The sequence below is a fragment of the Leptotrichia sp. oral taxon 879 str. F0557 genome (genome assembly GCF_000469385.1).
Taxonomy (GTDB): Bacteria; Fusobacteriota; Fusobacteriia; order Fusobacteriales; family Leptotrichiaceae; genus Leptotrichia; species Leptotrichia mesophila.
In genome coordinates this window covers 1-19,164 of sequence record NZ_KI271356.1, presented here as the reverse complement: position 1 = coordinate 19,164, position 19,164 = coordinate 1, and the positions used below count along the sequence as shown (strand labels likewise).

Genomic DNA, 19,164 nt, shown 5'->3' with positions numbered 1-19,164 from the left:
GTAGTTTAATTTTAAATAGGTTTGAGTATATTTTTATTATAACACATTTGTTCCTAAAATGCAACAAAATATAAAAATTATATTTGAAATCATTATTTTTATAAAATTAGTTGCTTAATAGGAATTATAATAGTAAAATTTTTTATAAAAATTTAAATTTTCTTTGCTTAATTTCTAAAAACATAGTACAATTAATTGTATAAAATATTGATTCAAGAAAGGAAACATAGATATGAAAAGCTTGAAGGATATAAAGGAAATGCTTTCAAAATCAGGGTCATTAATTTTAGGAACAAAAAAAGAAGTTAAAGAGCTGACAAATATTATTAATGATGATGAGATTATTACTTATGCGACTTCAGGAGTGTATGATGGGCATACGTGGCTTGTCGTTTCAACTAATAAGAGAATTATTTTTTTGGATAAAGGAATGCTTTTTGGGGTTAATCAAATTGAGATTCCTCTTAGCAAAGTAAATGCTGTGAAATATAAAAAAGGTCTATTTGTAGGTGAGATAGAAATATGGGATGGAGCTTCTATGTTTAGAGTAAAAAGTGTATTGAAAAAAACACTTATTCCATTTATAAACGCTGTAAATAATTCGATAGAAGAAATGAAAAAAACACAAAATTCTCCAAAATTATCTGTAGCTGATGAAATTATGAAATTTAAAAGATTACTTGATGAGGGGGTAATAACACAAGAAGAATTTGATAAGAAAAAGAAAGAACTCTTGTAATAGTAAATGTTGAGAATTTTAATAATTTTTCAAAAAATTTATTACAATTATTTACTAAATTATGATATAATTAGACATATTGATAAATTAGAGATGTGGAAGGACGTAGATAAAATGAAGAAACTAATATTTTCACTTATATTTTTAGTTGGGGCGCAAGGATTTAGTGATACGTGCAGTTTTGCTCCTAATCCTGATACTTTTTTAGAAAGAGTTATAAAAAAAATACAATCTGAAAAAAGAACAAATGATATTTTTTGCGATAGAGATAAAGTAAAAATGGCATATTACACAATTGAAGATGAGGATTATAATGCAAATGTAGGAGTTGCCATAAAAGTGGCTCCAACAACTACCAATGATGATTTTAAAAAAGAATTTTATAAAAAATTTAATGATTATAAAGATTTCTTTGCAAAAATTGATACCAAAAATCTTGGAAAAACTCCATTACCAGATAAAGAAATAGTGCGTTTCTACGTACAATTTCCAGATGAAAAAAGTATCATTATAATTGGAAAATATGAATATAATTTAAAGACAAAAGAACGTCAATTAGTAGCTAATTTAAAAGCAAAAGATTATTTTGAAAAATTAAATTTATTCCAGCCATTGGCAGTAAAAGTTACATATTCTGATGATGGTCATATATTTTAATAAAAAAATAATAAAAGTAATGTTGAAAAATATTTAGGAGGGAAATTATGAGCATCAAAAGGATAAGAAAAGCTGTTATACCTGCAGCAGGACTTGGAACGAGAGTTTTACCAGCAACCAAAGCACAACCTAAAGAAATGCTTGTAATAGTTGACAAGCCTGCATTACAGTATCTTGTAGAAGAACTTGTATCTGCTGGGATTGAAGAAATTCTTATTATTACTGGAAGAAATAAGGGATCAATAGAAAATCATTTTGATTATTCTTATGAACTGGAAAAAACATTAGAAGAAAAAGGGAAAAAAGATTTATTGAAAATAGTAAACAATATTTCTGAAATGTCAAATATTTATTATGTTCGTCAGAAAAGACCATTAGGTTTAGGGCATGCAATAAGCTGTGCAGAAGCATTTGTGGGAGATGAACCATTTGTTGTGCTTTTAGGAGACGATATTATCTATACTGATAAAGATAAAGGACAAAGTCCTGTTACAAAACAGCTTGTAAATAAGTATAATGAATTACAAGGCGGAACAATTTTAGGAGTACAGGAAGTTCCTCACAAAAATGTTTCAAAATATGGGATAATAAAGCCATTAAAACAAATTGATGAGAAAACAGTAGCAGTAGAAGATTTCATTGAAAAACCATCAATTGCTGAAGCTCCGAGTAATCTTGCTGCATTAGGGCGATATGTGTTGGAGCCTGAAATTTTTTCATATTTAAAAAGGACAAAACCTGGAAAAGGTGGAGAAATTCAGTTGACAGATGCAATTTTGGCAATGAAGAACGATGGTGAAAAATTGTATGCGTATAATTTTGATGGATTAAGATATGATACTGGAGATAAATTTGGAATGTTTGTTGCAAATGTCGAATTTGGATTAAGACACGAGGAATTGAAGGATAAAGTAAAAGATTACTTGAAAGATTTAGTAGAAAAACTATAATTTTTTATATTAAGAGCATAAGTTTAATAGCGTTATGCTCTTTTATTTTTGTATGAATGCTATTTATTTTTAAGATTTTATATGTTAAAATATACACAAATTTTAAATCGAAAATGAGGTAGATTCAATTGTATAAAATAAAAATTAATAATATGAAATTTCATTCATATATAGGCGTTTATGAAGAAGAAAAAAAAATTGGGCAAAATATTGAAATTGATTTGATCATTTCACTTTCAAAGGAAATTATTAAGAATGATGATATAAATAGTACATTGAGTTATGGAGACTGTTATAGAAAAATAGAGAAAATTGTTAAAACAAGCAGAGTAGATTTGCTGGAAACATTGGCTTTGGATATTATAAAAGAGATGAAAAAAATGAATGAAAAAATTGAATATGTGCAAGTAAATATACGAAAATTAGCAGTTCCAATTAATGGAATTTTTGACAGTGTTGAAATTCAGATAAAAGATTAGGCGGAGCAAGGAAAGGGATAAAATAAAAAATGGCTAAAAACAAAGTTTGTTTAAGTTTGGGCAGTAATATTGGAAAAAGAGAAGAATATATTCAAAAAGCTATTGAAGCAATTGAAAAAACTGAAGGAATTGAAGTATTGAAAAAATCAGGATTATATGAAACAACTCCTGTTGGATATTTAGAGCAAGATTTATTTTTAAATGCAGTAATTAAGATTGAAACTGATTTTTCAGCAAGAGAAATCTTAAAAATCATAAATAAAATTGAAGCTGAACTGGATAGAAAAAGGGAAATTAGATGGGGACCAAGAACAATTGATATTGATATTTTGATTTTTTCAGACAAAAAAATTAATGAACCTGATTTGATAGTTCCACATAAGGAAATGATGAATAGATTATTTGTACTAGTTCCATTAATTGAAATTTACGATGGAGAGTATTTTGACAAAGAAGAAATTGCAGAAAAAATAAATGAGTTAGTTAAAGCAGGGGATCAAAAAATTGAAAAAATTTGAAAAAACCAATAATTATAAAATTAATAGATCAAATTAAAATATTTTAATACAATAAAAAGAATTATCATAATTCTTATATTTTTTGAATCTTTAAATTAAATTATCGGACGTTAATTATTATTTTATTTAGAACATAATATTGCGACAAACTAAAAAATGTAAAAACTCATTTAACAATTATTAATGTAATTGAGTAAATTTAGAAATATAATTAAATAACTATTATTTATAAAGGAGTTCATCTTCTTTACTAAAGATGAATAATGTTAAGTTAGTAATTATTTATTATAAATAATAAATTACGAAGATAAAATCATGTAATAAATATAGACTAAACTTATTTAAGAGCATATAAATATGAGAATAAAATTTACCAAGATGAATTGAAGAGTAGCATTTGTTATAGAAATAAAAAGAAAGGTTAAGAAAATGAAAAAAAACAAAAACATAGATAAAGAAACGAGATTAAAAAATATTGAAAACGCAGTACGTGAAATTTTAATAAATATTGGGGAAGATGCCGATAGAGAAGGGCTTATTGAGACTCCTAAAAGAGTTGCAAAAATGTATGACGAGATTCTGAGTACAAAAAGTGTAGATAATTTTGAAAATTATAAATTATTTGATGTAGATTTAGGAGATTCGCAGGAAATGGTACTTGTGAAGGAAATACCTTTTTTTTCAATGTGTGAACATCATATGCTACCATTTTTTGGAAAAGTGCATGTTGCATATATTCCTAGAGAAAATAAAGTTATTGGACTTAGTAAGATACCAAGACTTGTGGAATTTATTTCAAGAAAATTAAGTGTTCAGGAGGAAATCACTGTAAATGTTGCAAAAAAATTAATAGAGATACTAAATCCATTGGGAGTTGCTGTTGTGGTTGAGGCACGACACATGTGCATTGAAATGAGGGGAGTTAATAAAATTGGTTCTGTGACTAGAACTTCGTTTTATAGTGGCGAATTTAAGGAGAATGTGGATAGGAAGAAGGAGTTTTTGGATGGGATAAAATAAGACAACATGGAATGAAAGATAGAGGTGCATATTAATGAAAAAATATATTTTTCTTTTATTTAACTTAATTTATTTTATTGGTTTTAGTACAGATGTAAAAAATATTACTAGAAGGCTTAGTGATAAGCAAATTGAAAATATTAAGTCAGTTGAAAACTTATTCTATTACGAAAATGGCAGTAAATTAATTCAATTTAAAGGTAATATAACAATAGAAGCTAATAAAAATAATATTCCCGTTTGGACCCTTGATGATTACGAGTTTACTGATAAAATAATTAATAGTATTGATAATAAATTCATTTTGGATAACTTTAATATTAGTATAAATGAAAAAAATTTGATTTTTTCAATGAAAAAGATTTAATTAAAATAAAAAAGTCAAATATTAGAGAAAAAATAGAGAATATTGAAAAAAATTCTAATATTTTAAAATACTATAAAAGGGCAAAAGCAAACTATTATTTACCTTCATCAGCTCCAAAGTCTAATTTTGATATTGTTTCTTCTGAATTTATCTGGATTGTATTTTCTAAATCTGCATTGTTAATTGATGTTCAAGGATTTGAGAAATTTGAAAAAGAAGTTTTGTCAATTCCTAATGTAGATAAAAAAATTATGGAATTAAAGGAATTTATTGAGTATATTGACAAAAATAGAACTTTATCTTATGAAGCAAAAGAAGAAGAAAAGAAATTTGAAAAATTAATATCCAAAGAGTATGAAGATAGCCGTATTCAGCCTAAAGGATACGATAATACATATAAAAAGATTTACTTTTATATGTTAACAAAAGATATAGTTGAACTAAATAATTTAATAAAAGAAATAAAATAAAAGTATTAAAATTTAAAGTTTTTGATATGATAGATTGTAAAAGTAAAAGTGATAAAATTGAACAATAAGAGTATTTATAGTAATAAGGATTACTTGCTTTTTGTCAGAGAGTGGAGAAAAATGATAAAGTTAAAAACTTAAAAATACTGTGTTTAATGGAATTTTTAAACTTTTACAAATGAATAAGAGGATTTAAAAATAGGAGAAAAAGTGATGAAAGAATCATTATATGGGGAAAAGAAAAGAGTAAAATTACTTGCAGAAATTTTAGACAAAATGGATAATCCAGCGAGCGATGTTCAGGTTATTCATGTTAGCGGGACGAATGGGAAAGGTTCGACTTGTTATATGATTAATAGCATTTTGTGTGAAATGGGATATAAAGTTGGATTATTTACGAGTCCTCAAATAAGAACAATTTATGAATTGATTAAGGTTAATGGGGTTGAAATTACTGAGCTGGAATTTGAAGATTGCAAAAATAAGTTAAGACAAGTTTTGAATGAGCTGGATTTGGATTTGGAAAATGATTTGTCGTATTTTGAGATGGTGTTTTTGATTGCGATGATACATTTTAAAAATAAGGATATGAATGTTCTGATTTTGGAATGTGGGCTTGGAGGGGAACTGGATGCAACGAACGCAGTTTCAAAAATTGATTATACTATTTTTACAAAGATTGGAATTGATCATAAAAATATTTTGGGAAATACAATTGAGGAAATTTGCCAAACAAAATCAAAAATTATAAGAAAACAGAGCAATGTTATAATTGCTCCAAATCAGAGAGATGTAATTTATAAAATTTTGGAAAAAGAAGCAAAATATAAAAATTGTAATATTTTTTTAGTTGAAAAAAATATAAAAATTGAAAAAGTAGAAAATAAAGAAAAGAATAGACAAAATATTTATGAAAAAGAAGATTTTAAATCTGAAAACGGTTTAGAATTTCAAAATAAAGTTAAAGCTGAAATAATTGGAAATTATGATTTTGAGAAAAATTTTAAAAATAATGAGTATTTTTTTAAATTTGGGCTAAAAGGCGAACAACAGTTGGAGAATCTAGCGACAGTTTTAACGTGGTATTTTAGATTTTTTGACAATTCTAAAAATAGTGTAGAAAATACGGAGGAAATATTAGATAGAGCTTTGGGAACATTACAAATTGCAGGACGGATGGAAAAAGTTGAGGAAATTAAAAATGTGTATTTGGATGTGGCACATAATGAGGATAGTGTTGAGGCGTTTGTAGATTATGTTAAAAAGAATTTTGATAATAGAAGAAAGATTTTTGTAGTTGGGTTTTTGAAGGATAAGGAAGTGGAGAAATGTGTGAATCTTTTAAAAATGGCTGGAGATAATTTTATATTGACAGAGCCGAATAATGAAGAAAGAAAATTGGATTCAGAGATTTTGGAGAGATATTTTGAAGATAAAAAAATTGAAAATCCTAAAAATATTATAATTTCTGAAAAGAATATTGAGAAGGCTTTTTTGAAAGCGTTGGAATTGAGAGAGAATGAAGATGAGTGTATTTTTGTAGTTGGATCATTTTACTTGTTAGGAGAAGTAAAAAAAGTTATTGAAAAATGTTTTTAATTTAATCAGAATAAATATTAAAAAAAAACAGGCATACCATTTAAGAAGGGAAAGAAATAAAAAAATGATTAAAATTAACGAAATTAAGAATAGGGATTCAAAAAATATTGTTATTGAATTTAATGGAAATAAAGAAGAACTAAGTAAATTTGAGAATTTTTTGGAAGAAAAGAATATTTTTTCATTTAATAAAAATGAAGGGATTACAGCTATTTTTAAATATTCAGAATTAAAACAATTGGTTGAGATTTTGAAAATGGAAAATAGTTTTGAATTTGAAAATGGAATTGAAAAATTGGAAGAGATTTTACAAGAAAATAGATTGATTTGGAAAGGGAATAGGTTTGAGTTTGATTTGACGACTGAGTCGGTTATTTATTCAATTTTGAATATTACGCCAGATTCATTTTATGATGGCGGGAGAAATTCAAGTGTAGATAAGGTTTTGAAGCGGATTGAATCAGATATTAGAAATGGGGCTAAAATATTTGAATTTGGGGGGAAATCGTCTAAGCCTAATTTTGATGATATTTCGGCAGAAGAAGAATGGAATCGGATTGAAAAATATATTGAGGCTGTGAAAAAGGAGTTTCCAGATATTGTGCTGGCTTTGGACAGTGATACTGAGGAAGTTATTGAAAAAGGACTGGATACGGGGATTGATATTATTAATGATTTTAATGGATTCACTTCGGAAGGGAAATTGAAATTGGTTGAAAAATATAAACCTGCGTTGGTTGTTATGAATAATGGACGGTTTGATGAAATTCCGAACTTGAAAAATTATTTGGAAAATTATTTTGATGAACGTGTAAAAGCAATTTTAGAAACTGGAATTGAAAGAGAAAAAATTTCGATAGATCCAGGAGTTGGGTATTCTTCAAATAACAGTATGAATACACCTGAAGATATGGAAAGAATTAAATCGGTAAAATATTTGCGAGATATGAAATTACCAATCATGATTGCAATTTCAAGAAAAAGTTTTAATGAAAAAATATTTGGGCTGTCGCTAGAAGAAAGACTTATGGGAACATTGATGTTTGAGAGTCTAATGGTACAAGATGGAGGAAGGATTTTGAGAGTTCATGATGTAAAGGAAACTAGGGATATTTTGAATATGCTGGAAGTTTATAATAAAATTTAATTTTATACTTGAACCCGTTTAAAATTAAACTATTAAAAATTATACAAACTTAGGGTTTGAGTAAATAGTTATAGCCTTTGAGTTTTGTTTTAAAGTGGTTTTACTATAAAATTAAAGAAAATATCCAAAAGGAGAACATTTTGAAAATAGAAAATATAAATTTTTTGAAAAAACATTTACAAAATTTAGCAGAATACGAGCCTGAATTGAAAATAAAAATAGAAAAAATTTCGGAAATATTATCACAAACGAAAATAGAAGATTTGACAAACAGAAAATCAAAAGTTCATTTATCAGCAAGTGCAGTTGTTTTTAATAAAAATAAATGTTATTTTATAAAACATCCATATTTAAAAACTATTTTACTGCCAGCAGGACATGTAGAAAATGGTGAAATGCCTATAGATACTGCTATTCGTGAATTTGTAGAAGAAACTGGTTTTTTTGCAAAAGTTGATGAAAATATGCAAAATTTTGGGCTTATTGATGTGAATGTGATTGAGATTCCTGAAAATCCTTTGAAAAATGAAGCGGAGCATATTCATATTGATTTTCGGTATAAATTTGTTTTGGATGAAGAAAAAAATAGGAAAAAGTCTGAGTTAGAGTGCTTTTTGCTAGGAGAAAATGAGGCTGATGATGAATTTAAGGGATATTATAAGTATTTAGAGTGTTAAAATTTTTAGAAAATTTAGGCATATAATTTCAAAGTTGAAATAAAAGTACGAATATTTTGAAATGTTAAATTAGGAGAAAGATTATGAAAGAATTTATGACTGATAGTTATTTGGAAGATATAAGAAAGAAAATACCTGCGTATGACTTAATGATTGAAATATTATTTAATTCTGTTTTAAAAGTTGAAGATAAAATTTTGGAAATAAAGGATATTTTATCAATAGGTGGACAAAGTTTAGAAATCAAAAATTTATCAGATATTTACAAAGATTCAAAAATAACAGTAGTAGAACCTAGCGAGACTATGATAAATATTGTAAAAAATGAATGTAATAATTTGAAAAATTTAGAGTATATTTGTGATAAATTTGAAAATTATACAAATAATAAAAATTTTCAGTTATGTTTGTGTCTTTTAGTTTTGCAATTTGTTGATAATCCAAAAAAATTTTTGGAAAAAATTTATAAGAGTCTTGATAAAGATGGAATATTCATAATAAGTATTTTTTCAAATAGACAACTGAATTATTGGAAAGAATTTGCATTGGCAAGAGGAGCAAGGAAGGAGCAAGTTGAGAAAACATTTGGTAGTCAATCTGAAGTAATGAATGTTTTATCTGCTGATTATGTTGAAAAATTATTAAAAGAGACTGGATTTTCTAAAATTGAGAAGGTTTGTGAAGTGCTTTCTGTGAGTATGTGGGTTGTGAGAAAATAAAGATTTATAGAAAATATTTGAATGAAAGGGAGTGTGAAAACTTCCTTTTTTTGCAATTATTTTGATTATATGATAAGATAAAAGCAAAACAGGTGTGGAAAGTGAAGTAAATTATGAAAAATTATATAAAAAATATGAGTAAAAAAGATTTAGTGTTACTAAATATACGGAAAATGTATGATTCTTATGGATATAAAAAGATTTCTCTTCCGAGTTTTGAGGAATATGATTTATACAATGAAAATAAGGATTTTATTGACAGGAATGTATTGACTGTTATGAGTCCGAATGGGAAATTGTTAGCGTTGAGACCTGATATTACGTTGTCGGTTGCTAAAAAGGTGTCTAAAGATCAGTCTTTGAAATACAGTAAAATTTATTATCAGGAAAATACTTACAATTTGACAAAATATGTTGGTTACGAAGAGGATGAACAGCTGGGGATTGAATTAATTGGGAAAGAATCGACGTTTTTGGATTTTGAGATTATTAATCTTGCAGTAAAAAGTCTGGATATTATAAATAAAAAAAGTATGATTGTTTTGTCGCATGCGGGATTTATTTCTTCAATTTTTCAAAATTTCGATTTGGAGTATGAAATAAAAGAGCAAATATTGGATTGCATTAATAGAAAAAATAGCCACGATATACAAAAAATACTAAAAAGAAATGAACATATTTCAGAAAATGTGAAAAAATTAATTTATAAAATTCCTGAATTATCGGGGAATTCGGAAAATATTGAAAAGGAACTTTTAAAATATGAAATAAATGACAATACGAAAAAAATATTATCTGAACTTAAACAGCTAAACAGTTTATTGATGAAATTTTACAAGAAATCAAAAATTGTATTTGACTTCTCTGTTGTAAAAAATCTAAATTATTACAACGGAATTATTTTGCAAGGGTATATTGAAGACTTTCCAAACGTAATTTTAACTGGTGGCAGATACGACAAATTGTTTGAAAAATTTGGGGTTGATACTGGAGCGGTTGGATTTGCGATTTTGACTGATGGATTGAAGGGGTATTATAAGGATACGGATAAAAAGGATTTTGAGGTTTTGATTGCTTATGATAACAGCGATTTTGAAAAATTGGTGGAAATTGTGAATGATTTTCAGAAAAAGGGGCTTAGAGTAAGGACGGAAAATATTGAGAATTTAGGTAAAAGTGATTTTGAAATTTTTAATTTTGATGAGAAATATATTTTTCAAAACGGGGAATTGAAAAAGGAGGAATAGTATGATAAATATAGCTCTTCCTAAAGGGAGATTAGGAAATAAAGTGTATAATTTATTTGAGAAAATAGGTTATGAAAGTTCGGAAATGAAGGAAGATAATAGGAAACTGATTTTTGAGAATGAGGAAAAAAATATTAGATTTCTTTTGGTGAAGCCGTCGGATGTAGGGGTTTATGTCGAAAAGGGAAGTGCAGATATTGGAGTTGTAGGAAGGGATATACTGCTTGAAGAAAATCCTGATGTATATGAATTAATGGACTTGGGATTTGGGAAATGCAGGTTTTCGATTGCAGGACCGATGGATTTTAAGGAAAATTTCGATAGACCTCTTGTGGTTGCAACGAAGTATCTTAATGTGGCGAAAAAATACTTTGACTCAATTAATAGGGATGTAGAGCTTATAAAATTAAATGGTTCTATTGAAATAGCACCGATTTTGGGACTTTCGGATGTAATAATGGATATAGTTGAAACTGGGACAACTTTGAAGGAAAATAATTTGAAGATTCTTACAAACATCGAAGATATAACTGCCAGATTTGTTGCCAATAAATCAAGTTACAGATTTAAAAATAAAAAAATCGAGGAAATTGTTAATAAGATAAAAGAAATTTTGTAAAATAAAAAAGTGAAATGGAGTGATGCGTTATGATTAAGACAATAAAGTATTCAAAAAATGTTGATTTGGAAAAGGAGCTTGCTAGAAGTCAGTTTTCATACGATGATGTAAATGAAACTGTGGAAAGCATTTTGAAAGATGTTAAAGCTAGAGGAGATAAGGCTTTGATAGAATATACTGAAAAATTTGATGGTGTAAAACTGGAAAATCTGGAAGTTACACAGGAGGAAATTCAAAAAGCCTTTGACACAATTGACAAGGAATTAATGGAAGTTATTCAGTATTCGCACGACAACATCAAGAAATTTCACGAAAAGCAAGTTAGGAATGATTTTTTAATAAGACAGGAAAATGGCGTAATTTTGGGGCAAGTAGTTAATCCGATTGAAAAAGTTGGACTTTATGTACCTGGCGGAACAGCGGCTTATCCTTCGACTGTGCTTATGAATGCAGTTCCAGCTAAAATTGCAGGATGTAATGAAATTATAATGGTAACGCCTCCAACTGCAGATGGAACAATTTTATCCTCTATTCTTGTTGCTGCAAAAATTTCTGGGGTTAAGAGAATCTTTAAAGTGGGTGGAGCTCAGTCAATAGCTGCCCTTAGTTATGGTACGGAAACTATTCCAAAAGTATATAAAATTGGCGGGCCAGGAAATATTTACGTTGCAATGGCTAAAAAAATGGTTTATGGGGAAGTTTCGATTGACATGATAGCAGGACCGAGTGAAGTGCTTATAATTGCTGATGAAAGTGCAGACCCAGTTCATACAGCGGCAGATTTATTGTCACAGGCGGAACACGACAAACTGGCAGCCTGCATATTAGTTACGACTTCTGAAAAGTTGGCAAATGAAGTTACTAAGGAATTGGAAAAGCAGTTAAAGGAATTGCCAAGAGAGGAGATTGCAAGGGCATCGATTGAAACTCAAGGAAGAATAGTTATTGTAGACAATATGGATGATGCTGTCTTTGTAAGTAATTATGTTGCACCAGAACATTTGGAACTGGCAGTAGACAATCCATTTGAATTATTGCCAAGAATAAAAAACGCAGGATCAATATTTATGGGACACAACACGCCTGAACCAATTGGAGATTATCTAGCAGGCCCAAATCACACATTGCCAACAAGTGGTACTGCCAAATTCTCTTCTCCACTCTCAGTAGACGATTTCGTTAAAAAATCTTCGTTTATTTACTATTCAAAACAAGGACTTGAAGAAGTTAAGGATAAAGTAATTAAATTTGCTGAAAATGAAGGGCTTACAGCACATGCTCGTTCAGTTTCTAAAAGATTTAAGAAATAAAAAAATAGAATTTGTCTGAAAACAGATTTTTAATAATTTTTTGATAAGATTGAGAATTATAAATTTCTAGTTTTCAGGCTTTTTAAAAATATTAAAATTTTTCATTTTTAAAATAAAAAGTATTTAATTTTTGAAAGTTTTTATTTTAGAGAAGAAAAAGTTTGTGAAATTGTGAAGTTTTTTGATTCGAGAATAAAAAATTGATTTTTTTTCTTTTATTTGGTATACTTTGTATGAGGTGATTTTATGGTTAAAAGAACTGAATACTTGGAAAAGTTGAAAAAAATAAAAGATATGCAGATAATAAAGGTTATCACAGGCGTTAGACGGTGCGGAAAATCTACATTGCTATCTCAATTTAGAAATTTTTTAATAGAATCTGGTGTCTTAAAAGAACAGATAATTTCCATAAATTTTGAGGATTTAAAGTTTGAAGATTTAAAAGATTATAAATTATTGTATCAATATATAAACGAAAGACTTGTGCCTAATAAAAAAAATTATATATTTATTGATGAAATTCAAGAAGTTGAGAATTTTCAAAGGGCAGTGGATTCTTTATTTATAAAGGATAACACAGATATTTATATAACAGGCTCCAATGCGATGATGTTATCAGGCGAACTGGCAACACTGCTTTCAGGCAGATATATTGAAATATCTATATTGCCCTTATCTTTTTCTGAATATCTTAAATTGGATGAAACACAGGATATGAGACAGGCTTGGAATAAATATTTTGAAAATGGCGGATTTCCTTATGCGATACAAATAAATGATGATGATATAAGAAAAGACTATTTAATGGGAATATACAACACAGTTTTGCTAAAAGATATAGTTGCAAGAAATAAAGTACAGGACATTACTTTGCTTGAATCTGTAGTAAAATTTCTATTTGAAAACATCGGAAATATCGTTTCGCCTAAAAAAATAGCAGATACACTTGTTTCCTATGGCAGAAAAACTACATCTTCTACCGTTGAAAATTATATAGAAGCCCTGAAATCATCATTTATTTTGTACAAAGCTGGACGTTATGATATAAAAGGAAAGCAACATTTAAAGTCGCTGGAGAAATATTATATAGTTGACATAGGACTAAGAAAATTGCTTATAAATAAAAAACATAGCGATATTGGGAATATTTTGGAAAATATAGTTTATTTGGAATTAATCAGGCGTGGATATACTGTGAATATAGGTAAAATCGGAGATTTAGAAATAGATTTTATAGCGGAACGAAATAACGAAAAAGCATATTATCAGGTGTCAGCAACGATACTTGATGAAAATACGTTCAAGAAAGAAATAATGCCGTTAAAGAAAATAAAGGACAATTTTCAGAAATTTATAATTTCAATGGATGAAATAAATTTGAGCGAAGATGGAATTAGGCATATAAATATTTTAGATTTTTTGCAAAATACAGAACAAAACTACTAAATTAAAATAAAAAATTAATAACAGAATATTGGAGGATAAATGAAAAAAATACTACTAGGATTATTTATTTTGGGAACACTAGGAATGGCAGAAAGTAATTATGAGGTTTATGTGAAAAATGGAGTTAAGATTTCGCAAAGTGAAGTTGATAGGGATAGTAAAGAAATTGAAAATATTGTTAATAAAATGATTAATGATTATGAAACACGAGATAAAAAAATTATGTTAGAAAAATTTAGAGCTATAACTTTAAGGGAAACGAAAAATGATGATGATTATAAAAACTTTAATGCTAAAGATAAAGAGTTTTATGATAAAATGAATGAAATTATGGTAAATGAAATGATGATTAGTTTAGCTAAAACTACAAAATATGTTCCAAAATCTATTTTGTTTACAAGTAAAAATATAGCTAAAGTGGAAATAACAGAAATAGCACCTAATTTTGATAATATTTCTAATACTGATGAAGACTTTGACAGAGCAATTAAAAAAGCAGGAGTGACAGATGAAGAAATGAATAATTTGGAGCATATTAGTGATTTAAGTAATCAGAAAAAAGAAAGATTTTTTAAATATCTTAGTGAAGAAATAAAAAAAGAATTGAGTGAAACTACTGAAGAAAACCGTTCTCTTGAATTTAAAAAAGTAAGCGGAAAGTGGCAAACAAAAGATAAATTATATGATTTACCAGAGTCTGATTAAAAATTATACTAAAAGATTTATTTATAAGGAGGAAGTTATAAAATGGGGAAATTTTGGAATGATAAAATAAAGGAAATAGAGCCTTATACGCCGGGAGAACAGCCGAAAGATAAAAAATATATTAAACTTAATACAAATGAAAATCCTTATCCGCCATCATCAAAAGTTATAGAAAAAATAAAATCTATGAATTTGGAAGATTTGAAATTGTATCCAGATCCAGATGTAATGGAGCTTGGAAAAGTTATTGCTGAATATTTTTCTAATAAAATAAACGATAAAGTTACACATAAACAGGTGTTTATTGGAAATGGATCGGATGAAGTTCTGGCATTTATTTTTATGACATTTTTTAATGCGGGAGATAAAGTGTATTATCCAGATATTACATACAGTTTTTATCCAGTTTATGCCGATTTATTTAATGTGAAGGAAGTCAAAATTCCGTTAAATGACAGTTTTGAAATTGAAATTCAAAAATATTTTGGCTTGGATGGGCATATAATTATTGCAAATCCGAATGCACCAACTTCGATTGCTTTAAAATTGGATGAAATTGAAGAAATAATAAAAAATAATCCAAATCAGCTAGTTATCGTTGATGAGGCGTATGTTGACTTTGGAGCAGAAAGTGCTGTTAAATTAATAAATAAATACGATAACGTTCTTGTAGTTCAGACATTTTCTAAGTCACGTTCTATGGCGGGAATACGGCTTGGATACGCACTTGGCTCTGAAAATATAATTGAAGGGCTGAATAGACTGAAATTTTCATTTAACTCATACACGATTGACAGAATTTCAATTGAAGCTGGAATTGAGTCGTTTAAAGATGATGAGTATTTTGAAAAAACTAATGCTAAAATTATTCAGACTAGAGAAAAAACGGTTGAAAAATTGAAAAAATTAGGATTTAAAGTATTAAATTCAAGTGCTAATTTTATTTTTATTTCTCATAACAAAGTTTTCGCAAGCGATTTGTATAAACAGTTAAAAGAAAATGGAGTTTTAGTAAGATATTTTGCAAAAGATAGAATTGATAATTATTTGAGGGTTACGATTGGGACGGATGAGGAAATAGGGATTTTTATTGAGAAATTGGAAAATTTGTTGGAAAAATAACATAAATTAAAAATAAACTGAATATGCAAGGGGTTAATTCCCCTTGTCAGAATACTGATTAGAGCCAACTTTCATAATAATCTACAAAACCTTTTATAATTTCTTTTCTTGTCTGAGTATATTTAGTTTTTATCCCACCATTTTTTAGGCTTTCAATCCATGCAAAATCAATTGCAATATCTACATCCATATCAAAACTATATTTAACTTTTTCTAATAACGGAATATCAGAAATATCACCTAAACAATATAAATAACCACATAAAACACGCAAACATTCAGAACTATCAAAAAAATCACTATCTTCCTTTTCTTCTTTAATTGCTCTTGTAAATTCTTCGTTTAGAAGATAAATTATATCATTTTTATTAATTTTACTAAAATCAAGTCCGAGTTTTTTTACAAAATATTCAGCTCTTTCTGAAGCATAAAGTATATTTTTAGCATCATCGTAAAGCATATTTCGACCTCCTATATTTTAGAATATGTTAAATTAACCACTAAATTATACTATAGTTTTTAATATTTCAAAACAAATTTCTTGTTTTTTAGTCAATCTTGAAAAAGAGAAAAAAATAGATTATACTATTTATAATTAAAGGTATAACGAAAGGATGATGTTATGAGAAAATCTAAAATTGAAAGAAATACATTTGAAACAAAAATAAAAGTTGAATTAAATATTGATGGAACTGGGAAATATGAGAATAATACAGGGGTTGGATTTTTGGACCATATGCTTGACTTGTTTGCGAAGCATGGGAGATTTGATTTGAAGATTTATTGTGATGGGGATACGCAGGTGGATGATCATCATAGTACGGAGGATATTGGAATTGCATTGGGAAAATGTTTTTATGAGGCGTTAGGGGACTTGAAGGGTGTGAGAAGGTATGGGAACTTTCTTTTGCCGATGGATGAGGCTCTGACATTAGTTGCTGTTGATTTAAGCGGGAGATATTTTTTGAATTTTGATGTGAATATTCCGACTGAGAAAGTTGGAACTTTTGATACAGAATTAGTGGAGGAATTTTTCATTGGTTTTACACGACACTTGAATGCTACGTTGCATATAAAGAATATGGCTGGAACAAATTCGCATCATATAATTGAGTCGATTTTTAAGGGTGTCGCTAGAGCTTTGGCAGAGGCTGTGAGCATTGATGAGAAATATAGGGATGAGATTCCTTCGACTAAAGGGGTTTTGGTTTAATGGAAATTAAGAAGATACTGTTTATAAGTATGTTTTCTTTGATGTGTTCAGTAAATTCGTTTACCAAACCATTGTTTAATGAAAATGTAACAAAAGAATTAAAAGAAACCACTATAAGTTTATTTATTGGAACTTCTTTTGAAAAAAATATCAAAAAAAAATTAGAAGATATAGAAAAAAAATATCTGGAAAGTCATTATAATCATGAAAAAAAAGAATTAATACATGATAAACAAAGGATAGTCGATGATGAAAAAAATATATTTTATCATTACAATGAAGGAATATATAAACTATTTAGTGAAAGTACTAAAAATTGGTACACTTTTGTAAGTGAAGAAGCCCACTTTGCATTATATTTAAGTGAAAAATATGAAATTGGTTTACATTCTGATATAACTATGGTAGATGGGCATTTTGTTGAATCTGCTTTTTTTCGAAAAGAGGATTATAAAAGAATTTTAGAGATAGCCAAAATAATTGACGAATTAAATTCTGATAATAAAAAAACTTTAAATCTAAATGTAATTAGAAAAACAAAAGAAGAGTATGTAAAAGAAAAAAATAGGATGAATTATATTATCTCGTTAAAGATGATATTTTTACTGATGACTCATCGTATGGATTTGACTCTCCTCTCGGATGTGAACTTCCAGCATTATCAGAACAATCAAATGGATTGTTAAGTTCACAAAGGGAGTGGCTAGAATTTAGAGAAAACGAAGCACAAATGTATTTTATTCTAGCAAATAAAGATAAAGGTGTGTATTATGGAAAACTTTTTGAAATAACGAAACAGAGAACGGATTATTTAGAAAATGTTATTGAGAATATAAAGAAAAGCGAAAAATATAAGGAAGAACAGAAAAAATTAGAAAATCAGAAATAAAAATTTAAGGGGGATAATATTAATTTATTTCCCCCAACAAATTATTTAGTTTTTTAAAATTATTGTTTCAATAAAAAGTCTATAATTTTTTTTCTTTCAATTCCATTTATGTTGAATTTAGTTAAATTATCCATAGAAAGAACGTATTTAGGATAATTATCTTTAATGTCTTTTAATGGGGCAAATTCTCGTTCAACAGTGTCGTCAGAAGCCAGAAGATAAGTAACTTGAATGTATAATTTTTCATTTTCTTTTGTCCTATAAAATCAATTTCTTTTGTCTTTAGCTTTCCTATATTTACATTGTACTTTCTTCTTAATAATTCTAAATAAATAATGTTTTCAAGATGGCCGGCAATATCATTTGCTCTATATCCTAATTGAGAATGTTTTAATCCTAAATCAAGAAGATAAAATTTTTCTTGCGTTTCTAAAATGGATTTTCCTTTTATGTCGTATCTTCGAACTTTTGAAATAATATAGGCATTTTCAAGTGCTTTTAGATAACTGTAGACGGTTTCAGTGCTTAACTTTCTGCCTTGATTTTTTAAAAAATCTGAAATTTTTTTGCAGAAAAAGTATTTCCGATATTATCAAAAATAAATAAAATAACTCTTTCCAGTAATTCAATATCTCTTATATTATTTCTTGAAATAACATCTTTTAATAAAACAGAATTATAAATATCAGTCAAATATTGATAAATCGAAGTTTTATCTTGATTAAAATTATGAATGGCAGGAAGTCCTCCAAACTTCAGATATTGTTCAAAATACTCCTCTGTAGTGTAAATTTTCTGTGGATTTTGAATTTTAGAAAATTTTATAAATTCTTTAAAGGATAAAGGGAAAACTTTTATTTCAACATATCTTCCAGCGATATAAGTGGCAAGTTCAGAAGATAACAAATTAGCATTAGAGCCTGTAATATAAATATCACAGTTCAAGTCTACCAATAATGAATTTATTGCTTTTTCCCAAGAATCAACTTCCTGAATCTCGTCAAGCAATATATAAATTTTTCCAGTTATATTTTGGGATTTATCAATAATATAACTGTATAAATTTTTAAAATTTGTTAATTCGGCAAACATTAAAGACTCAAAATTAATAAAAATAATATTTTCCTTGTTTATCCCGTTTTCTTCAAGTTCTTTAGATATTAATTTTAATATCATAGATTTACCACTTCTACGCATACCAGTAATAACTTTTATTACAGGTTTATTCATAAATTTTCTAATTTCTTTTATAGTAAAACCTATTTAAAACT

At 27.6% G+C, this 19,164-nt stretch carries 22 protein-coding genes and 1 pseudogene; 21 read left to right on the top strand and 2 right to left on the bottom strand.

What is annotated here, in order from left to right:
- The first annotated feature begins 232 nt into the window (after window positions 1–232).
- The 18 genes from HMPREF1552_RS10870 to hisC all read left to right on the top strand — a co-directional run bounded on the left by HMPREF1552_RS10870 (window position 233) and on the right by hisC (window position 15,791).
- Window positions 233–739: a PH domain-containing protein gene (locus tag HMPREF1552_RS10870; protein WP_021745252.1), complete on the top strand. Its 507-nt coding sequence runs from the start codon at window positions 233–235 to the stop codon at window positions 737–739.
- 114 nt (window positions 740–853) lie between these two features.
- Window positions 854–1,396, top strand: a complete 543-nt coding sequence (locus HMPREF1552_RS10865; protein ID WP_039901638.1) for a hypothetical protein — start codon at window positions 854–856, stop codon at window positions 1,394–1,396.
- A gap of 47 nt (window positions 1,397–1,443) precedes the next feature.
- A complete protein-coding gene (gene galU / locus HMPREF1552_RS10860; protein WP_021745250.1) occupies window positions 1,444–2,346 on the top strand; it encodes a UTP--glucose-1-phosphate uridylyltransferase GalU in 903 nt (300 codons plus the stop codon).
- Window positions 2,347–2,474: 128 nt separating this feature from the next.
- A complete protein-coding gene (gene folB, locus HMPREF1552_RS10855; protein ID WP_039901635.1) occupies window positions 2,475–2,825 on the top strand; it encodes a dihydroneopterin aldolase in 351 nt (116 codons plus the stop codon).
- Between the two features lie 29 nt (window positions 2,826–2,854).
- Window positions 2,855–3,343 carry a 2-amino-4-hydroxy-6-hydroxymethyldihydropteridine diphosphokinase gene (gene folK / locus HMPREF1552_RS10850; RefSeq protein WP_021745248.1) on the top strand — a complete coding sequence of 163 codons (489 nt, stop codon included), beginning with the start codon at window positions 2,855–2,857 and terminating at the stop codon, window positions 3,341–3,343.
- Window positions 3,344–3,772: 429 nt separating this feature from the next.
- The gene (gene folE / locus HMPREF1552_RS10845; RefSeq protein WP_021745247.1) at window positions 3,773–4,363 is read left to right on the top strand and encodes a GTP cyclohydrolase I FolE; all 591 of its coding nucleotides are present in this window, start codon (window positions 3,773–3,775) and stop codon (window positions 4,361–4,363) included.
- A gap of 34 nt (window positions 4,364–4,397) precedes the next feature.
- Window positions 4,398–4,730 carry a hypothetical protein gene (locus tag HMPREF1552_RS10840; RefSeq protein WP_021745246.1) on the top strand — a complete coding sequence of 111 codons (333 nt, stop codon included), beginning with the start codon at window positions 4,398–4,400 and terminating at the stop codon, window positions 4,728–4,730.
- Between the two features lie 221 nt (window positions 4,731–4,951).
- Window positions 4,952–5,200, top strand: a complete 249-nt coding sequence (locus tag HMPREF1552_RS10835) for a hypothetical protein (protein WP_231370774.1) — start codon at window positions 4,952–4,954, stop codon at window positions 5,198–5,200.
- A gap of 213 nt (window positions 5,201–5,413) precedes the next feature.
- Window positions 5,414–6,799: a folylpolyglutamate synthase/dihydrofolate synthase family protein gene (locus HMPREF1552_RS10830; RefSeq protein WP_021745244.1), complete on the top strand. Its 1,386-nt coding sequence runs from the start codon at window positions 5,414–5,416 to the stop codon at window positions 6,797–6,799.
- 64 nt (window positions 6,800–6,863) lie between these two features.
- Window positions 6,864–7,946, top strand: a complete 1,083-nt coding sequence (folP, locus tag HMPREF1552_RS10825) for a dihydropteroate synthase (protein ID WP_231370773.1) — start codon at window positions 6,864–6,866, stop codon at window positions 7,944–7,946.
- Between the two features lie 140 nt (window positions 7,947–8,086).
- Window positions 8,087–8,623 carry an NUDIX domain-containing protein gene (locus HMPREF1552_RS10820; RefSeq protein ID WP_039901632.1) on the top strand — a complete coding sequence of 179 codons (537 nt, stop codon included), beginning with the start codon at window positions 8,087–8,089 and terminating at the stop codon, window positions 8,621–8,623.
- 83 nt (window positions 8,624–8,706) lie between these two features.
- The gene (locus tag HMPREF1552_RS10815) at window positions 8,707–9,342 is read left to right on the top strand and encodes a methyltransferase domain-containing protein (protein WP_021745241.1); all 636 of its coding nucleotides are present in this window, start codon (window positions 8,707–8,709) and stop codon (window positions 9,340–9,342) included.
- A 113-nt stretch (window positions 9,343–9,455) separates the two neighbouring features.
- Window positions 9,456–10,589 carry an ATP phosphoribosyltransferase regulatory subunit gene (locus tag HMPREF1552_RS10810; RefSeq protein ID WP_021745240.1) on the top strand — a complete coding sequence of 378 codons (1,134 nt, stop codon included), beginning with the start codon at window positions 9,456–9,458 and terminating at the stop codon, window positions 10,587–10,589.
- 1 nt (window position 10,590) lies between these two features.
- Window positions 10,591–11,208 carry an ATP phosphoribosyltransferase gene (gene hisG / locus HMPREF1552_RS10805; protein WP_021745239.1) on the top strand — a complete coding sequence of 206 codons (618 nt, stop codon included), beginning with the start codon at window positions 10,591–10,593 and terminating at the stop codon, window positions 11,206–11,208.
- Between the two features lie 29 nt (window positions 11,209–11,237).
- Window positions 11,238–12,518: a histidinol dehydrogenase gene (gene hisD, locus HMPREF1552_RS10800; RefSeq protein WP_021745238.1), complete on the top strand. Its 1,281-nt coding sequence runs from the start codon at window positions 11,238–11,240 to the stop codon at window positions 12,516–12,518.
- 246 nt (window positions 12,519–12,764) lie between these two features.
- Window positions 12,765–13,964 (top strand): ATP-binding protein, encoded by a 1,200-nt coding sequence (locus HMPREF1552_RS10795; RefSeq protein ID WP_021745237.1) that lies wholly within the window; start codon window positions 12,765–12,767, stop codon window positions 13,962–13,964.
- 39 nt (window positions 13,965–14,003) lie between these two features.
- Window positions 14,004–14,669: a hypothetical protein gene (locus HMPREF1552_RS10790; protein WP_021745236.1), complete on the top strand. Its 666-nt coding sequence runs from the start codon at window positions 14,004–14,006 to the stop codon at window positions 14,667–14,669.
- A gap of 42 nt (window positions 14,670–14,711) precedes the next feature.
- The gene (gene hisC / locus HMPREF1552_RS10785; protein ID WP_021745235.1) at window positions 14,712–15,791 is read left to right on the top strand and encodes a histidinol-phosphate transaminase; all 1,080 of its coding nucleotides are present in this window, start codon (window positions 14,712–14,714) and stop codon (window positions 15,789–15,791) included.
- A gap of 58 nt (window positions 15,792–15,849) precedes the next feature.
- Here the strand turns inward: hisC and HMPREF1552_RS10780 are convergent, their stop codons facing one another.
- Window positions 15,850–16,251: a hypothetical protein gene (locus HMPREF1552_RS10780; RefSeq protein ID WP_021745234.1), complete on the bottom strand. Its 402-nt coding sequence runs from the start codon at window positions 16,249–16,251 to the stop codon at window positions 15,850–15,852.
- Window positions 16,252–16,413: 162 nt separating this feature from the next.
- Here HMPREF1552_RS10780 and hisB point away from each other — a divergent pair, with 162 nt between their 5' ends.
- Genes hisB through HMPREF1552_RS10765 form a run of 3 tightly spaced genes read left to right on the top strand, consistent with a single transcriptional unit; the run spans window position 16,414 to window position 17,893 of the window.
- Window positions 16,414–17,004, top strand: a complete 591-nt coding sequence (hisB, locus tag HMPREF1552_RS10775; protein WP_021745233.1) for an imidazoleglycerol-phosphate dehydratase HisB — start codon at window positions 16,414–16,416, stop codon at window positions 17,002–17,004.
- On the top strand, window positions 17,004–17,690 hold the full coding sequence (locus HMPREF1552_RS10770; protein ID WP_021745232.1) for a hypothetical protein: 687 nt from the start codon (window positions 17,004–17,006) through the stop codon (window positions 17,688–17,690). Before hisB ends, HMPREF1552_RS10770 begins: the two co-directional genes overlap by 1 nt.
- Window positions 17,684–17,893: a hypothetical protein gene (locus HMPREF1552_RS10765; RefSeq protein ID WP_021745231.1), complete on the top strand. Its 210-nt coding sequence runs from the start codon at window positions 17,684–17,686 to the stop codon at window positions 17,891–17,893. Before HMPREF1552_RS10770 ends, HMPREF1552_RS10765 begins: the two co-directional genes overlap by 7 nt.
- A 59-nt stretch (window positions 17,894–17,952) precedes the next feature.
- Here HMPREF1552_RS10765 and HMPREF1552_RS10760 read toward each other — a convergent pair.
- A pseudogene (locus HMPREF1552_RS10760) lies at window positions 17,953–19,123 on the bottom strand (ATP-binding protein).
- Window positions 19,124–19,164: the final 41 nt, after the last annotated feature.

What these genes read in the sequence shown, in the direction of transcription:
- HMPREF1552_RS10770 (WP_021745232.1), top strand. Translation starts at nt 17,004, where the DNA reads ATGGAAATTAAGAAGATACTGTTTATAAGTATGTTTTCTTTGATGTGT.
- hisG (WP_021745239.1), top strand. Translation starts at nt 10,591, where the DNA reads ATGATAAATATAGCTCTTCCTAAAGGGAGATTAGGAAATAAAGTGTAT.
- HMPREF1552_RS10810 (WP_021745240.1), top strand. Translation starts at nt 9,456, where the DNA reads ATGAAAAATTATATAAAAAATATGAGTAAAAAAGATTTAGTGTTACTA.
- HMPREF1552_RS10830 (WP_021745244.1), top strand. Translation starts at nt 5,414, where the DNA reads ATGAAAGAATCATTATATGGGGAAAAGAAAAGAGTAAAATTACTTGCA.
- HMPREF1552_RS10815 (WP_021745241.1), top strand. Translation starts at nt 8,707, where the DNA reads ATGAAAGAATTTATGACTGATAGTTATTTGGAAGATATAAGAAAGAAA.
- HMPREF1552_RS10795 (WP_021745237.1), top strand. Translation starts at nt 12,765, where the DNA reads ATGGTTAAAAGAACTGAATACTTGGAAAAGTTGAAAAAAATAAAAGAT.
- folK (WP_021745248.1), top strand. Translation starts at nt 2,855, where the DNA reads ATGGCTAAAAACAAAGTTTGTTTAAGTTTGGGCAGTAATATTGGAAAA.
- HMPREF1552_RS10840 (WP_021745246.1), top strand. Translation starts at nt 4,398, where the DNA reads ATGAAAAAATATATTTTTCTTTTATTTAACTTAATTTATTTTATTGGT.
- HMPREF1552_RS10790 (WP_021745236.1), top strand. Translation starts at nt 14,004, where the DNA reads ATGAAAAAAATACTACTAGGATTATTTATTTTGGGAACACTAGGAATG.
- HMPREF1552_RS10780 (WP_021745234.1), bottom strand. Translation starts at nt 16,251, where the DNA reads ATGCTTTACGATGATGCTAAAAATATACTTTATGCTTCAGAAAGAGCT.
- folE (WP_021745247.1), top strand. Translation starts at nt 3,773, where the DNA reads ATGAAAAAAAACAAAAACATAGATAAAGAAACGAGATTAAAAAATATT.
- hisC (WP_021745235.1), top strand. Translation starts at nt 14,712, where the DNA reads ATGGGGAAATTTTGGAATGATAAAATAAAGGAAATAGAGCCTTATACG.
- hisD (WP_021745238.1), top strand. Translation starts at nt 11,238, where the DNA reads ATGATTAAGACAATAAAGTATTCAAAAAATGTTGATTTGGAAAAGGAG.
- hisB (WP_021745233.1), top strand. Translation starts at nt 16,414, where the DNA reads ATGAGAAAATCTAAAATTGAAAGAAATACATTTGAAACAAAAATAAAA.
- folP (WP_231370773.1), top strand. Translation starts at nt 6,864, where the DNA reads ATGATTAAAATTAACGAAATTAAGAATAGGGATTCAAAAAATATTGTT.
- HMPREF1552_RS10870 (WP_021745252.1), top strand. Translation starts at nt 233, where the DNA reads ATGAAAAGCTTGAAGGATATAAAGGAAATGCTTTCAAAATCAGGGTCA.
- galU (WP_021745250.1), top strand. Translation starts at nt 1,444, where the DNA reads ATGAGCATCAAAAGGATAAGAAAAGCTGTTATACCTGCAGCAGGACTT.
- HMPREF1552_RS10865 (WP_039901638.1), top strand. Translation starts at nt 854, where the DNA reads ATGAAGAAACTAATATTTTCACTTATATTTTTAGTTGGGGCGCAAGGA.